11 protein-coding genes are annotated in these 14,405 nt (G+C 34.2%); 4 read left to right on the forward strand and 7 right to left on the reverse strand.

Annotated elements, in window-relative coordinates; all coding sequences use genetic code 11:
• The first annotated feature begins 12 nt into the window (after nucleotides 1–12).
• A complete protein-coding gene (locus tag I5M07_RS13300) occupies nucleotides 13–1,374 on the forward strand; it encodes a DUF4153 domain-containing protein (RefSeq protein WP_200106938.1) in 1,362 nt (453 codons plus the stop codon).
• 63 nt (nucleotides 1,375–1,437) lie between these two features.
• Here the strand turns inward: I5M07_RS13300 and I5M07_RS13305 are convergent, their stop codons facing one another.
• Both I5M07_RS13305 and I5M07_RS13310 read right to left on the reverse strand, forming a co-directional pair.
• Nucleotides 1,438–2,826: a hypothetical protein gene (locus I5M07_RS13305; protein WP_200106939.1), complete on the reverse strand. Its 1,389-nt coding sequence runs from the start codon at nucleotides 2,824–2,826 to the stop codon at nucleotides 1,438–1,440.
• A gap of 17 nt (nucleotides 2,827–2,843) precedes the next feature.
• A complete protein-coding gene (locus I5M07_RS13310; protein ID WP_200106940.1) occupies nucleotides 2,844–5,423 on the reverse strand; it encodes a TonB-dependent receptor in 2,580 nt (859 codons plus the stop codon).
• Between the two features lie 151 nt (nucleotides 5,424–5,574).
• On the opposite strand from I5M07_RS13310, the gene I5M07_RS13315 reads away from it, so the two are divergent.
• Nucleotides 5,575–6,609, forward strand: coding sequence for a helix-turn-helix transcriptional regulator (locus I5M07_RS13315; RefSeq protein ID WP_200106941.1), 1,035 nt, complete (start codon nucleotides 5,575–5,577; stop codon nucleotides 6,607–6,609).
• Nucleotides 6,610–6,623: 14 nt separating this feature from the next.
• Here the strand turns inward: I5M07_RS13315 and rluF are convergent, their stop codons facing one another.
• The 4 genes from rluF to I5M07_RS13335 all read right to left on the reverse strand — a co-directional run bounded on the left by rluF (nucleotide 6,624) and on the right by I5M07_RS13335 (nucleotide 10,296).
• Nucleotides 6,624–7,436, reverse strand: a complete 813-nt coding sequence (gene rluF / locus I5M07_RS13320) for a 23S rRNA pseudouridine(2604) synthase RluF (RefSeq protein ID WP_200106942.1) — start codon at nucleotides 7,434–7,436, stop codon at nucleotides 6,624–6,626.
• A gap of 79 nt (nucleotides 7,437–7,515) precedes the next feature.
• Nucleotides 7,516–8,367 (reverse strand): alpha/beta hydrolase, encoded by an 852-nt coding sequence (locus tag I5M07_RS13325; RefSeq protein WP_200106943.1) that lies wholly within the window; start codon nucleotides 8,365–8,367, stop codon nucleotides 7,516–7,518.
• A 51-nt stretch (nucleotides 8,368–8,418) separates the two neighbouring features.
• Entirely contained in the window at nucleotides 8,419–9,198 is a 780-nt protein-coding gene (locus tag I5M07_RS13330) for a zinc ribbon domain-containing protein (protein ID WP_200106944.1), read from the reverse strand.
• Nucleotides 9,199–9,201: 3 nt separating this feature from the next.
• Complete coding sequence (locus tag I5M07_RS13335; RefSeq protein ID WP_200106945.1) at nucleotides 9,202–10,296, reverse strand: Nif3-like dinuclear metal center hexameric protein; 1,095 nt, start codon at nucleotides 10,294–10,296, stop codon at nucleotides 9,202–9,204.
• A gap of 109 nt (nucleotides 10,297–10,405) precedes the next feature.
• Here I5M07_RS13335 and lpxK point away from each other — a divergent pair, with 109 nt between their 5' ends.
• Both lpxK and I5M07_RS13345 read left to right on the forward strand, forming a co-directional pair.
• Nucleotides 10,406–11,446, forward strand: coding sequence for a tetraacyldisaccharide 4'-kinase (gene lpxK / locus I5M07_RS13340; RefSeq protein WP_200106946.1), 1,041 nt, complete (start codon nucleotides 10,406–10,408; stop codon nucleotides 11,444–11,446).
• Nucleotides 11,403–12,215 (forward strand): purine-nucleoside phosphorylase, encoded by an 813-nt coding sequence (locus tag I5M07_RS13345; RefSeq protein ID WP_200106947.1) that lies wholly within the window; start codon nucleotides 11,403–11,405, stop codon nucleotides 12,213–12,215. Before lpxK ends, I5M07_RS13345 begins: the two co-directional genes overlap by 44 nt.
• Here I5M07_RS13345 and I5M07_RS13350 read toward each other — a convergent pair.
• A complete protein-coding gene (locus I5M07_RS13350) occupies nucleotides 12,212–14,395 on the reverse strand; it encodes a tetratricopeptide repeat-containing hybrid sensor histidine kinase/response regulator (RefSeq protein ID WP_200106948.1) in 2,184 nt (727 codons plus the stop codon). The two genes, I5M07_RS13345 and I5M07_RS13350, sit on opposite strands and share 4 nt — an antisense overlap.
• Between the last annotated feature and the right edge of the window lie 10 nt (nucleotides 14,396–14,405).

The raw sequence follows: 14,405 nt of genomic DNA on the forward strand, positions 1-14,405 counted from the left end.
AAATTTTAAATTATGAAAAAACATCAATTCATTTTAGCGAGCACAATTGCGTTTATCGTGCTGTTTTACAACCAATGGCTCGGTTATAATTTGGGGCTTTATGGCCTTTTTTTACTTGGTTTACTGGTCTATCAACATGCAACAACTTTCCTTAAAGACAAAGTGGCTTTGATTTTAGGGCTTTGTAGTTTATGTTCTTGTTTTTCCTTTGCTTATTATGGCGATTTTTTCTCTTTTCTGGCTTTATTTAGTTCGTTCGTTTTATTACAATTTCGATTAGAAAAGCCCAATTTAACCATCATTTTGGCTTTTCCGCTAGCGATTCTGAATGCCGTGGCAAGTTCAATTCGTGTTTTTTTCTTTCAATCCTATGTTCCACAACAAAATATAAAAGAAAATTGGCTAAAAAAAACCATTGCATTTTTAATAATTCCTATGGTTTTTTTAAGTCTGTTCGTTTGGGTTTACGCCAACGGGAGTACTTTAATTACCGATTTGTTCATGGGATACGAATTGGATATTAACTTCTATCAGCTTCTGTTTGTTTCTGTTTTTGGATTTTATTTTTCATTCAGTTATTGGAATTTTTGGATTCCGGATGCTGTTTACCATTTTCAAAACCGATTGGAGGATGATTTTAATGCAGCATCAAATGGAAATAACTCTTTTTTAGGAATTGATTTCGAACGTAAAAGTGGCGAAATAAGTCTGTTTTTATTGAATGCGCTTATTCTAATTTTTATCGCTTCGTATACCTACGAACAATTTTTTCAAACAACCATTTCGGGTAATTTAAGTGCCGAAATTCATGAGCGTATCAACAGTGTAATTGTTTCTATGATTATGGCCATTGCAGTAGTTTTGATCTTTTTTAGAACTATAGATAGTTTTCAAAAAGAAGGAAATCGGTTGCGAATTTTAGCGCAAACTTGGATAGTTTTAAATATGTGTTTGCTGTTTACCGCTTTTCTTAAAAATACCGAATACGTTTCAGAATTTGGTTTTACCTACAAACGTTTGGGTGTGTTTGCTTTTCTGATTTTGGTCTTTTTTGGACTGTGGTATTCGTTTCAAAAAATTAAAAATAAAAAAACGAATGCTTATTTGTTTAAACGTATTTTTTGGTACGGATTTGCTACTATTTTAGTATGTAGTTTTGTCAATTGGGGAAACTTAATTACCAAATACAATATTGCAGTTGGAAAGGGAGTAGAGCCCGAGTATTTAGCAAATTTGCATTTTAATCACACACTCAGAGAAGCCTATTTTGAGGAAAATAATATTGAGAATGTTTGGGTAGATTACCAAATCAAGGATAACGAAAAAGCACCTTTTTTATCCAAAATTTTGTATTATCAATTTTTAGCGGAATAACCTGAAAAAATAAAATGAGGCGCTCTTTTTAGAACGCCTCAGATTATTTATATTAGTTTTTACTTAGTAAGCTCCTAAGTAAAAACTTCCTGTAGCTGTTTTTAACTGAGCTCCTTTTGTGATCGTTTTGGCTTTTACATCTACGATATAAATGTTACCATCTTTACCAGCTGGAGTCAATGGAAGATAAACTTTGTCACCAACTACCCCAATATTTTGATATTGACCTAAAGTAGTATTTAAACCGGCATCTGTTTCGATTTCAGTTGTTAATTTAGTTGCTGTTTTATCATTTAAATTAATTAAAGCAACATATCCTCCTGGAGTACCAGAAATAGTATAAAGTACAACTCCTAAGCCATCTTTAACATATTTCCAAGCTCTAATCTGAGCACCTGTAATTTCTAAAGCAGTGTTTAAGTTAAAGTGGTAACCTGCATCATAGTTATAATTGGCTTTACTAATACGTAAGATATCAGCACCAGAAGTAGCAGTAGCTTGGTAAACATGCCCATCAGTACCCACATATTGTGTCATCGTACGATATCCGTGGTTATTCGTTTTAGTCAATGTTGAAGTCATTACTCTAGGGTTTTTAAGTGAAGGATAATCAACCACCAATGTTTTTGTACCATCAATATTAGCAGCATCATTTGGCCAAGAAGGTAATCCTGAAGTAGCATTAATTGTAATTTTACCTGAAGGATCAATTTTGCTTACATTACATCCGATATATATTCTGTCTTTGGCAGCGTTTAATACAGGAACATCAATACGCCCTACACTGTAACCAGCAGCTTTTTCAGCATCTGTAAATGGAAAATTAAATACAGCGGTATTAGTAATTGAAGTATTATCTAAATTAATTATTGCAATCTTTATTTCACTTTCTCGTTTTTTGAAAACAAAATTAGGAGCAGTACCTTCATATTCTATATCACCAGCACTAGCATACACACCCACACCAATTCCTTCAGCAGCTTTTACCCAACGAGGAGCTGTTCCTAAAATGGTAGCAGTATTCAATTCAAAACCTACTTCTTCATAATTCCCTTCACCATTTACAGCATATTTGTTAAAAGTACCACCTTCAGTTCCAGTATATTGAATATTATACAAGAATTTACCATCAGCAGATGCTTGTACACGGGCAGTACGTTCCGATTTTAAACCAAACCCATTTACATAGGTTTGTCCATTCATTTTAAATAACTCCACTACATAATTAGTATTGGCTGCATTTTCTTCTGTGATAGCATAAGCACGTGTACCGCCATTACCAGCGGTTCCTCCTTCGTCTGGGAATGATCCCGTTAAACTGATCCAGCGTGTTTCATTTTCTACGGGTGGAGTGGTTGGCTCTGAATTGTCATCGCTACTACAGCTTCCTAACAGTATTGAAGTGATGGCTGCGGTACTTAATAGTACTGATTTAAATAAATTCTTTTTCATGTTATTTATTGTTTTGATTATAAAAATGTATTAAAAGTGTAATTTAATTTGAAATAGATACCTCGACCGGGCTTTTGAATTTGGAAATTGTCATATACCTCGGCATTAAAAATGTTTTTAATATCTAAGCTGGCAATTAATTTTTTAGATGGAAAACGATAACTAAATCCTAAATCCTGCGGAATCTGAGCTGGTGTTTTGGACCATGAAGGTTCACCTCTTACGACATAATATTCTCCTACGTATCCAAAATTGTAATAAGCGTATAAAACCGATTCTTTTTGAAACACATTGCGAAAACTATATTGTGTGTTCAGATTCATCGTAAAATAAGGCTCATTGGCAACTTGATGACCATAATAAGCATTTGGATTTCCTTGGTCATCTATCTCACTTTTATCAAGGTTGTTGAATTTTGAAATATTAAAAGAAGCATTCAACCGGTTATTATAAACATAATTCACTTCGGCTTCAAAACCTTTGGCCTGTGTTTGATCTAGATTCACATATTTGGTTACTTGAATGTCGGCCTCTGCTTCGTCTTCAATATCACTGTCGGCAACGGTTTGTCTGACAATTTTGTTATACCCATTTCGCCAAAATAGATTGCCATAAAGGGAAATTCTATGTTTACCAAAATCGGCTGGTCCCCAACGGAAACCTAAGTTATAATTGATGTATTTTTCAGGCTGTAAATCAAGATTAGACAAAATATTCAACTCTGGATCTCCAAATATTTGCTCATCACTAGGCATTATAGGCGAATTTTCTGTAGAACCTATCAGATATAAATTGGATAAAATATTATAAGAAACCGTTGCCCCGTATCCAAAATTATAATCAGTTGTAACAGTGTCTTTTCGTATAAGTGTGTTTACGTTATCGGTAGTCGCAATTTCATAACTGGTTTGACTAGTACGATTGTTAGTATATTTTCCTAAAATATTAGTCCGCAGTTTTTTGTTGAAGGTTTCTGCTTCATAATTCATCGAAAGGATGTGTTTTGAAATCTTACTAACAGTGGCTAAACCTGTCATATTCTGATTGAATAAATCTTCATCTTTTCTATCAGTAGCTTCATATTTATGATTCAACGAAACACGATGACCATTTGCAACTAGATACCCCAAATTAGAACGAACATTGGTAATTTTTCGATCTGTATTGGTAATCGTTTTTCTACCTTGTTGCCCACCCAATAACGTTTTTAATGGAATGTATACCGTTTCCGTTTCATATTCTGGAACTGTTTGGTCATCCTTTCTATATATAATATTCCCAAGAGAATCTCTTTTAGGTACTTGATTTCCGCTTTCGTCAAGTAGGTATTCTTCGGTAGGAGTCTCTCTTATTTTACCATCCCAATTGTAGGCATAACCTACAGTGTCTTGTACATACGTACTACGAAAACTTCGTGTACCGTTAATATTCAAGGCTAAATTTTTTATTAGAAAATCTCTTTTGATATAATTCAACAATAAAACATGAGCCTTAGTCTCGCTAAATCTACCCATATAAGGTGTTGCCATTGTTATTCCGTGCGGAAGTTCAGTGTAATTGCTAGAACCGTTATAACCTATGAAAAATTGATCAGCCCATTTGGTATCGGTAAATCCGGCTTCAATACGACCGCCAATATTTTTATACGTATTATTGAAACGTTTGGCTCTATAGTAAGGAATTTGTTGTAAATCTCTGTTTACATATTTTGTGGATCTCCCCCAGGTTTCATAACTATTATCAGTATAAGTATAAAATCCCGAGCCTCTTACAGCTAACCCTGTTTTTTTGTCGCGATAAGAACCTCCAAGATCCGATTGAAAAGTGTTGAATGAACCATATGAAGCTGCCGCAGTAAAATTGTTTTGTGAAACATCTTTTTTCAAAACGACATTGATGGCACCACCAACGTAGTCTCCGGTTAAATGTGATGGAAGTACGCCTTTATAAACTTCAATACGCTCAATCATTGAAGGTGGGATATTATTTAAATTGAAAGAAGATCCATAAGTAGAAACTTCAATTCCATCTAGAAAAACCCCGATGGTACTTCCTGACATTCCGTTAAGGTTGTATTCTACATTAGAACCGATTCCTCCATTTTGTCTCACACGAACACCTACAGAACGATCTAATAATTCGTTAGTAGTTAAATTTCGTAACGAAGCTTCTTTGGTTTCAATCACAGTTACGGCAAAACCGGTTGTTTCAATTTTTTTCTTTTTTGAAGTCGTTTGAACAATAACGTGTTCCAACTCCTTAGTAGATGCTTTTTCTACCTTAATATTACTAACGTGTTTCGGGCTATTATGATGAATATGGTGTTTTTTGGTCTCCGATTCTAAAGATGAAATTTCCATATCATAATGTCCATAAGGCAAATTTTCTATAAAATAATCGCCATTATTTCCCGAAATAGCCGAACGTTGAATGGTATTTCCTTTAATTAAAATGTTCGCTCCTGGAAGTGGTTGCGAATTGCCTAACAAAATTTTTCCAGATACATTTCCGCTTTGTGCCACGATAAAGTTGGTGCAAAACAGCGCGAAAATTAAAACTAGAGCTTGGTAAAAAAAATGGTAGTTTTTGCCTTTCATTAATCCTTTTTGGGTATTGGTTTATTTTTTGGGCAAAAATATTCTAAGAAGTTCTTTTTGAAGTTGTCTGTAAAGGATTACGAATTTTATTTAAAGGATTATTTTTATTTAGAATAAATATAGTTTATTTTTGTCGAAATGGAATTGCCTAATGAGAATTAAAACTACTATTAAAGAAACGAATTTTACTTTTTGCAATCAGTTAAATGGAAGCAAAAAGAAAAAAGCAAACAGTTTGCAAGAAGCAAAAGTTGTTTTTGATGACCCTGAATATGGCATTATTACTGAAAACCGATTGGATGCGGGTTCGTTCTTGATTAGTTTTTTAGAATTTGATTTGGTTCGCCCCGTTCATTTTGAATTGCAATCTAATGATAAATTGATGCAAATGAATTTTTTTCTTAAAGGATTAGACCTTCATTCGCTTTCGCATCATATTCGTAAAATCAATAAAGGAACGGAGGTTTTTGAAGTTCCAGCGAGTTCAGAAACCATTAAATCGGTATCTATTTTTTTTCCCAGCGAAGCTTTTGAAGCACTTTTGAATTATATGTTTTGGGATAATAAAATGGAATTTACCGAAATACAACACACCAAAATTCCTCAAGATTTTATAAAAAATACCTTGGCTTTAACGCCCGAAATGCAAACGGTTTTGAGAGAAATGGCTTCTTGCGAAAAAACGGGGCAATACAAAAGATTGTATTTAGAAAATAAAATTACCGAATTACTATTACTGCAATTAGAGCAATATGAACTAAACGAATCGGTTCAGACTCAATTTTCTAAATCGGATATCGAAAAGATGAACGAAGCGCGTAAATTGGTGATTCAAAATTTAGCTTCGCCTTGTTCTTTAATTGATTTGGCAAAAAAAGTAGGCACCAACGAATTTAAACTCAAAAAGCAATTTAAAGCCCTTTTTGGAAATACCGTTTTTGGTTATTTGAATGAAATTAAAATGAACAAAGCCAATCAAATGTTGCAGAAAGGCGATTATAATGTGAGCGAAGTGGCCGACAAACTTGGTTATAAAACGCCAAGTCATTTTGTAACGGCCTTTAAACGTTATTTTGGGTATAGTCCTGGAACGGTTTTACGGGTTTCAATTACGATTATATTAAATATGTTCGATTTTTTGGTCGGACTTTTATCGGAAGAATTAACTTTAATTACTGCATTTTAAAATTTAAAGCCAAATTACTTTTCGCCTCTTTTTTTAAACGGGTTTTGGTTTTTTGGATAAAAATTCGTTTTGCGTTGCGTGGGTTCAGCTTTAGGTAAACTTGCTTCTTCCGTTTTGCTTGAAGGCGCAATTAATTGGTTCAACTCTTTAATCTCGGCATCTGTTAAATCGCGATAACGACCAACTGGCACATCCAAAGAAATATTGATAATCCGAATTCGTTTTAAAGCGGTAACTTCATAACCCAAATACTCACACATTCTTCTAATTTGACGGTTTAAACCTTGTGTTAAAATAATTTTGAAGTTGTATTTGCTAATTTGCTCGACTTTGCATTTTCGGGTAACTGTATCTAAAATCGGTATGCCATTTCCCATTCGTTGGATGAATCTTTCGGTAATGGGTTTGTTAACGGTAACGGTATATTCTTTTTCGTGGTTGTTTCGGGCGCGTAGTATTTTGTTTACGATGTCTCCATCGTTGGTCATAAAAATCAATCCCTCACTGGCTTTATCTAAGCGGCCAATTGGAAAAATTCTTTTGGGATAATTGATGTAATCTACTATATTATTTGGAACATCAAGGTTGGTGGTACATTCAATTCCGACTGGTTTATTGAAGGCTAGATAAACAAGTTTTTCATTTTTTTCGTGTATCAGTTTACCGTCAATTCGAACTTCGTCGTTGGGAGAAACTTTGGTACCCAATTCAGGAATACTACCGTTAATGGTTACACGTCCTTCTTCAATGAATTTGTCAGCTTCACGGCGGGAGCAAAAACCGGTTTCGGCTATGAATTTATTTAAGCGTTTTAAAGATTCTTCCATGAGGCAAAGATAGGTAATTTGAAAACGGAACAATTAGGAAAATAAGGTAAACTAAAAAAAACGAAGGTTAAATAAGATGTTAAGAAGAAAATAAAAAAGAGTAGACTTTTTCATATAAATCGGAATTATGCATGCCGTGCCCCAATCCATTAGTGGTTATAAACTGGCTTTTTTTCCAGCTTGTTGCCATTTTTTCACCCTCAGAATACGCTACAACAGTATCGGTTTGGTCGTGTGCAATCAACCCTTCAATGGTAATTTTTTCAGCAAATTTACTTCCCGAAAAATCTTCGACATTAAAATTAAAGTGCGTTAAAAAACGGCGTTCTAAAAGCGAATAATTTTTGCGATTTAAGCCCAACATTCCTTGATAGTTATTCAGCAAAGTTCGTAAATCGGAAGGTGCTCCCAAAATTACCATTTTTTGAATACTACTTTCCGGAAACAAATATTGGTGATAGACACAGGCTATCCCGCCAATAGAATGTCCGATAATGCTTTTGGGCTGGTATTTTTGAACGGCTTTTTGAATAAATTGGGTGTAAAGCGGTACATTAAATTCGACACCACTACTTTGTCCGTGGGCGGGAGCATCTAGGGCAATAATTGTACTGCCTGATTTTTGTAAGTAGGGCAATGTTTTTTCCCATCGAGCCGAATTGCTTTCCCAACCATGAACCAATAAAATGGTGTTTTCATTTCCTTGCCAAATATAAGTTTGAAAATGATGGTCTTCGTGAGTGAAAGTTTCGGTAATAGTATTTTGCAGGATGGCAGGTAGTTTTTCTTTTTGTAAGCGACCCAATCGTGGCTGACTGAATAAAGCGTAAGATTTTGATAACGCTTTTTCGGGGTGAATGTAACTCAAACAATTGAGGTAAATCCCAATTGATTTTAATGTTACAAACCGGATGTTTTTTTTAATTCCCAAAATAAAAAACAAAATAAAAAAAGCCTCGAATTTCGAGGCTTGGTATGTGTATTACAACTTAGAGAAAAGTTGTTCCATTTTTTCTTTTTCTTCGTCGGCCAAAGCGGCGTCAACTAAAATTCTTCCTGAATGCTCATCGGTGATGATTTTTTTTCTTGAAGCAATTTCAACTTGTGTTTGTGGTGGAATTGTGAAAAAAGATCCAGCAGAAGCACCTCTTTCAATCGAAACTACAGCTAATCCGTTACGAACACTAGAACGAATACGGTTGTAAGCAGCCAATAAACGCTCTTCGATTTGAGCTGCATATTCGGCAGATTTTTCAGTTAAAAACAATTCTTCTTTTTGAGTTTCGGCCATGATAGCATCCAACTCTGATTTTTTGTGTTTTAAGTGAGAAGATTTTGCATCTAATTTTTCTTTAATTCCAGCAATAACTTCTTTTTTATGCTCAATAGAAGCTTTCATTTCTTTGATGTGCTTTTCAGCCAATTGAATTTCCAATTCTTGAAACTCAACTTCTTTAGTCAAAGAGTTAAATTCTCTATTGTTACGTACCGTTTCTTGTTGTTTTGAGTATTTTTTGATAGCCTCTTTGTGCTCGTCAATAGCAATTTTTTTAGCTTTGATTTGCTCATCGATTAATTCAAGTTCTCCTTTTAATTTTTCTGAACGTGTGCTTAAACCAGCCACTTCATCTTCTAAATCTTCCACCTCTAACGGAAGTTCTCCTCTTACGTTTCTGATTTCGTCGATTCTAGAGTCGATTAACTGTAAATCGTAAATAGCTCTTAATTTATCCTCAACACTTAATTCTTTCGTATTCGTCATATTCTATAGGTACTTAACTGGATTTGTATTTTCTTCTGATAAAATGATTGCAAAATTAAGGATTTTTTTCCTAAGAAAATCAACAATATAATTTTTTGTATAACGTTCACTTTCAAAATGCCCCACATCCACGAGTAATAGTTTATTTTCGGCTTCGTAAAATTGATGGTATTTTAAATCGGCAGTGAGATAAGCATCAGCTCCTGCCTGAATAGCGTTTGTAATTGCAAAACTTCCCGAACCCCCTAAAACGGCGACTTTTTGAATGGGTTTTGCTAATAAATTGCTGAAACGGATGCCGTTAGCTTGCATTTTTTCTTTCACCATTTGAAGAAAGTCAACTTCAGTCATTGCTTTTGAAAGTTCTCCAATCATCCCCAAACCAATATTTTGATGAAGGTTTTTTAAATCATAAATTTCGTAAGCCACTTCTTCGTAGATGTGACTAGAAAAAAGGGCTTTTAAAATTTTAGACTGTAAGTGTTTTTCAAAAGTAACTTCAATTTTAATTTCTTCGGTCGATACGAGTTCGTGTTTTGCGCCAATTACGGGATTGCTCTCAGCATTTCCTTGGTAGGTTCCTGTGCCAGTTGATGAAAAACTACAATGGTCGTAATTGCCTATAGAACCTGCTCCGACTTCGAATAAGGATTGACGCACTTGTTGGGCATTTTCGGGAACAGTATAGGTAACTAATTTTTGAATAAATTGCTGTTTCGGAACTAAAATTTTAGTATTGATAAGTCCTAAGGCATCACAAAAAATTTGATTTACTCCATTCGGATGGTTGTCTAAAGCGGTATGAACGGCATATAAAGCAATGTCGTTTTTTATGGCTTTTAAAATGGCACGCTCTACATAATTTTTGCCCGTAATTTTTTTAATTCCCGAAAATAAAATAGGATGAAAGCATACTACCAGATTGCAATTACGCCCAATGGCTTCGTCAATTACCGATTCGAGCGCATCGTGACAAACCAAAATACCGCTGCATTCCATTTCCTGATTTCCAACCAAAAGACCGACATTATCAAAATCTTCGGCATAGGCTAGGGGAGCCATTTCTTCAAGTACGGTAACTATATCTTGTAATTTCATCTTTATTTTGGGTTTGGAGTTTTCGTTTTGTGCAGTCTTTAAAATATAAACATGTAAAGCTAAAAGGGGTTAATAAAACAAATTAACGAAAAATTTATACTTTCGTGAAATGAAATTTCTTCGAATACTCTTATTTCCATTTTCCATTTTATATGGTTGTATAACAAGCATTCGCAATTGGATGTTTGACCGCCAATTTTTACAATCAAAGTACTATAATTTACCCATAATCGCCGTTGGAAATTTAAGTGTAGGCGGCACGGGTAAAACCCCTCAAATAGAATATTTAATCCGTTTATTAGCTGAGGGGAATCAATTAGCCACTTTAAGCCGCGGTTACAAACGGAAATCGGAAGGTTTTGTATTGGCTGATGAAAATGCCAATGCGGCTATTTTAGGCGATGAACCATTTCAGTTTTTTACAAAATTTAAAGGAATTCAGGTTGCTGTCGATGCTAACCGAGCAAACGGTATAGAACAATTGCTTTCGCAAAAAAACAAACCCGACGTTATTTTATTAGATGATGCCTACCAACATCGAAAAGTTAAAGCTGGATTCTATGTGCTTTTAACCGCTTACGGCGATTTATATGCTGATGATTGTATGTTGCCAACCGGGAATTTAAGAGAAACTAAAGCGGGAGCTAACCGTGCCAATATAATTGTGGTAACCAAATGTTCGCCTGATATTTCTTTAGAAGAGCAAAATCGAATTAAACAGAAGTTGAAATTACAGCCCAAACAAGAATTATTTTTTACCTTTATAGATTACGATACAAATGTTTATAGTCAAAACGAGGTTCTTGATGTAGCTTCAATCAAAAATGAAAAGAAGCTGCTTTTAGCTGGAATTGCCAAGCCGGATAGTTTTTTTACTTTTTTAAAGTCGGCTCAAGATGACTGTTTGGTTTTTCCGGATCATCATTTTTTTAGCGAAACCGATATCCAAATTATTCAGGAAAAAGCCAAAGGATTAAAAATTATAACTACCGAAAAAGATTATGTTCGGTTAATGGATACGGTTTTAGCGCCTCAATTGTACTATTTGCCAATACAATCTTCATTTGTACGTAACCAAAATAAATTTGATGAAATAATACAAAATTATGTGGGAGAAAGTACAAGAAACCGTTCAGTTTTTACAAAGTAAGTGCGATTTTGTTCCGGAATACGGAATAATTCTAGGTTCCGGATTGGGAAAATTTGCTAAAGAAATAAAAATTACTTGTTCGTTACCCTATTCCGATATTCCTAATTTTCCAGTTTCTACCGTTTTTGGACACAAAGGCAAATTATTATTTGGTACCGTTGGGGACAAAAAAGTGGTGGCCATGCAAGGTCGTTTTCATTATTACGAAGGCTATTCGATGCAAGAAGTTACCTTTCCTGTTCGGGTAATGAAATATTTGGGAATTCAAAAATTGATTGTTTCCAATGCTTCTGGTGGCGTGCACACAAATTATGAAGTAGGTGATATTATTTTAATTAAAGACCATATCAATTTCATGCCCGAGCATCCTTTGCGCGGACCTAATGAGGAGCGTTTTGGTCCTCGATTTGTAAACATGAACGAACCTTATTCCAAAAAAATGATTGCTCAAGCTCAAAAAATTGCTTTAAAAAATGGAATAAAAGTTCAGGAAGGAATTTATTTTGGCTTGCAAGGGCCTACTTTCGAAACTTTAGCCGAGTACAATATGGTAGCCAAAATGGGTGGTGATTGTGTCGGAATGTCTACGGTTCCCGAAGTAATCGTGGCGCGTCACATGGAAATAGAAACATTTGGTATTTCGGTAATTACGGATATTGGTCGAGAGGGTTTTTTAGAAACTATTTCGCATGATGAGGTCCTTCAAGCTGCTAAATTAGCCGAGCCCAAAGTTTGTTTGCTAATCAAAAAAATGATCGAAAACGATTAATTTTGCTCCAAGTATTTGGCAATTATGGCATAAAATTCTTCGGGAACAAAAGGTTTGGTAATTACATCATTCATTCCAAATGCCAATAACGAATCGCGGTTTTCTTCTAACGAAATAGCTGTTAAAGCAATAATGGGAGTTTTGGTATCAAATGCTCGAATACTTTGCGTAGCTGTAGTACCGTTAATGCCTGGTAGGTGAACATCCATCAGTACTAAATCATACGATTCAGCTTTTAGAGTTTCAATTGCCTGTTCGCCGTTATCTATTATAAAACACTCCATTTCTTTATTTTGAAGCATTTTTTTGGTAATCATTTGATTGATTTTGTTGTCTTCAACCAATAATATTCGTTTGTTTTTTAGAATGGCATCGTTGTAGATTTCATCCACTTCTTCTATACTAACTTCCGAAACGGGTGTAATATCAAATTTTAGATTAAAAGAAAAAGTAGAGCCTTTACCCACTTCGCTTTTTAATTTGATTTTGCCACCCAAAATTTCTACCAATTTTTTTACAATAGTAAGACCTAAGCCTGTACCACCATATTTTCGATTGACTTCGACAGAACCTTGCGAAAAACTCTCAAAAACAGTTTGTAGTTTGTCAGCTGGAATACCAATTCCAGTATCGATTACTTGAAAATGAAGTAAGGCAGTGGTTTCATTCTGAATTTCACTCAAATTAACCATAACTTTTACTTGCCCATTTTGAGTAAATTTCAAAGCATTGTTAATCAAATTCATGACAATTTGCGCCAATTTAGTGGGATCGCCTATTAAATTAGTGGGGATTTTTTCATCAACATTCAAAATAAATTCGTTGTTGTTTGAAGACGCCATTTCGATTAACGAACTTTTAATATTGGTCATTAATTCTTTCAGGTTGAAACTGATTTTTTCAATTTCTAATTTATTCGATTCAATTTTGTTGATTTCAAGAATTTCATTGATAAAAGTTGAAAGATAATTGCCCGAAAATTTCAAGGATTCCAAATACCCAATTTGCGATTTTTTAGGCTTTTCCTGCATTAAAAGATGAGTGATTCCGTTAATGGCATTCAGTGGTGTTCGGAGTTCATGACTCACCGTTGATAAAAATTCGGCTCTGGCTTTCGAAGCTTTTTCGGCTTTGTTTTTGGCAATTAATAGTTCGTGGTTTTTTTCTTTTAAAACAATGTTATTTTGATTTCTAATAATATTGTTTTTGTACAAGGACAAACTCAATAAAGACAAAATAGAAATTAATCCAATTGCCAAAATACTGACTAATTGTGTGTATTTTTCCGAATTTTCGGCTTCAATTTCTTCTTTTTCACGTTGATGCGCTTCGTTTAAAAGCTCATTTTTTTTATACGTTTTATAGGCTAAATATTCGGTTTTTGCATTGTTAATTTCTTGAATGTGGTGTTTTAACTGAAAATGTTCATCTAAATACGTATAAGCCCGATCGTAATCGTGTTTGTTTTTGTAGTATTTACTTATCGCCAAAAGTATTTTGCTTTTTTGATTTAAATCATCTCTTTGGCTATTCAATTGCAAAGCTTTTTCGAGAAATACAATGGCCGAATCGCTTTTTAATTCGTTTTCGATAATGCCTAATTGATAAAAAGATTCCGATTTGGCTTTGCTTAGTGAAGCAATTGTTTTTTTTTCAGTCGTTTTTTTAAGCGTTTTTTTGGCTAAATCGTATTGTTTTTTTTGCAGATAAGCATTGGAAGCTTTTAAGTTGAGTGCACCTGAGGTATCGGAAACGCCTAATGTTTGGAAAATTTCCGTCGAAATGTCAAAATAATTTTCGGAAGCCGAATAATTTTCTTTCGCAATTTGGGTCAATCCCAAATAAAAATAGACTAAACCTTTGTTGGTTTGGGGTTGAAGTTTGTTGTAATAAAGAATACTTCTGTTGAAGTTTTTTAAAGCCAAATCATATTCTTTATTGCTGTAATACAGTTTTCCTAATTTAAAAGTTTCAAATGCTGTTTCGCTAGTAAGTTTTTTTCTAAGGCTGTATTCAATTGCTTTTTTAGTAAAAAAAATAGCTTTATCTGTTTTTTTTAAAGAGAGGTTGTAATTGGCGATTTTATTGTAATAAGCAATGCTGTCCTGCGTTTCATTCGGGTAAGCGAACGAACTATAATGAAAAAATCCAAGAAAAATTAAAAGGAAAATTTTTTTCATTTACTGCTTC

The organism is Flavobacterium agrisoli (genome assembly GCF_016522065.1).
Lineage (GTDB): Bacteria > Bacteroidota > Bacteroidia > Flavobacteriales > Flavobacteriaceae > Flavobacterium > Flavobacterium agrisoli.

Bases quoted from the DNA above. Each gene is read 5' to 3' on its own strand.
- I5M07_RS13300 (WP_200106938.1), top strand. From the start codon at position 13: ATGAAAAAACATCAATTCATTTTAGCGAGCACAATTGCGTTTATCGTG.
- I5M07_RS13330 (WP_200106944.1), bottom strand. From the start codon at position 9,198: ATGACGAATACGAAAGAATTAAGTGTTGAGGATAAATTAAGAGCTATT.
- I5M07_RS13335 (WP_200106945.1), bottom strand. From the start codon at position 10,296: ATGAAATTACAAGATATAGTTACCGTACTTGAAGAAATGGCTCCCCTA.
- I5M07_RS13315 (WP_200106941.1), top strand. From the start codon at position 5,575: ATGAGAATTAAAACTACTATTAAAGAAACGAATTTTACTTTTTGCAAT.
- I5M07_RS13350 (WP_200106948.1), bottom strand. From the start codon at position 14,395: ATGAAAAAAATTTTCCTTTTAATTTTTCTTGGATTTTTTCATTATAGT.
- I5M07_RS13305 (WP_200106939.1), bottom strand. From the start codon at position 2,826: ATGAAAAAGAATTTATTTAAATCAGTACTATTAAGTACCGCAGCCATC.
- I5M07_RS13345 (WP_200106947.1), top strand. From the start codon at position 11,403: ATGTGGGAGAAAGTACAAGAAACCGTTCAGTTTTTACAAAGTAAGTGC.
- I5M07_RS13310 (WP_200106940.1), bottom strand. From the start codon at position 5,423: ATGAAAGGCAAAAACTACCATTTTTTTTACCAAGCTCTAGTTTTAATT.
- lpxK (WP_200106946.1), top strand. From the start codon at position 10,406: ATGAAATTTCTTCGAATACTCTTATTTCCATTTTCCATTTTATATGGT.
- rluF (WP_200106942.1), bottom strand. From the start codon at position 7,436: ATGGAAGAATCTTTAAAACGCTTAAATAAATTCATAGCCGAAACCGGT.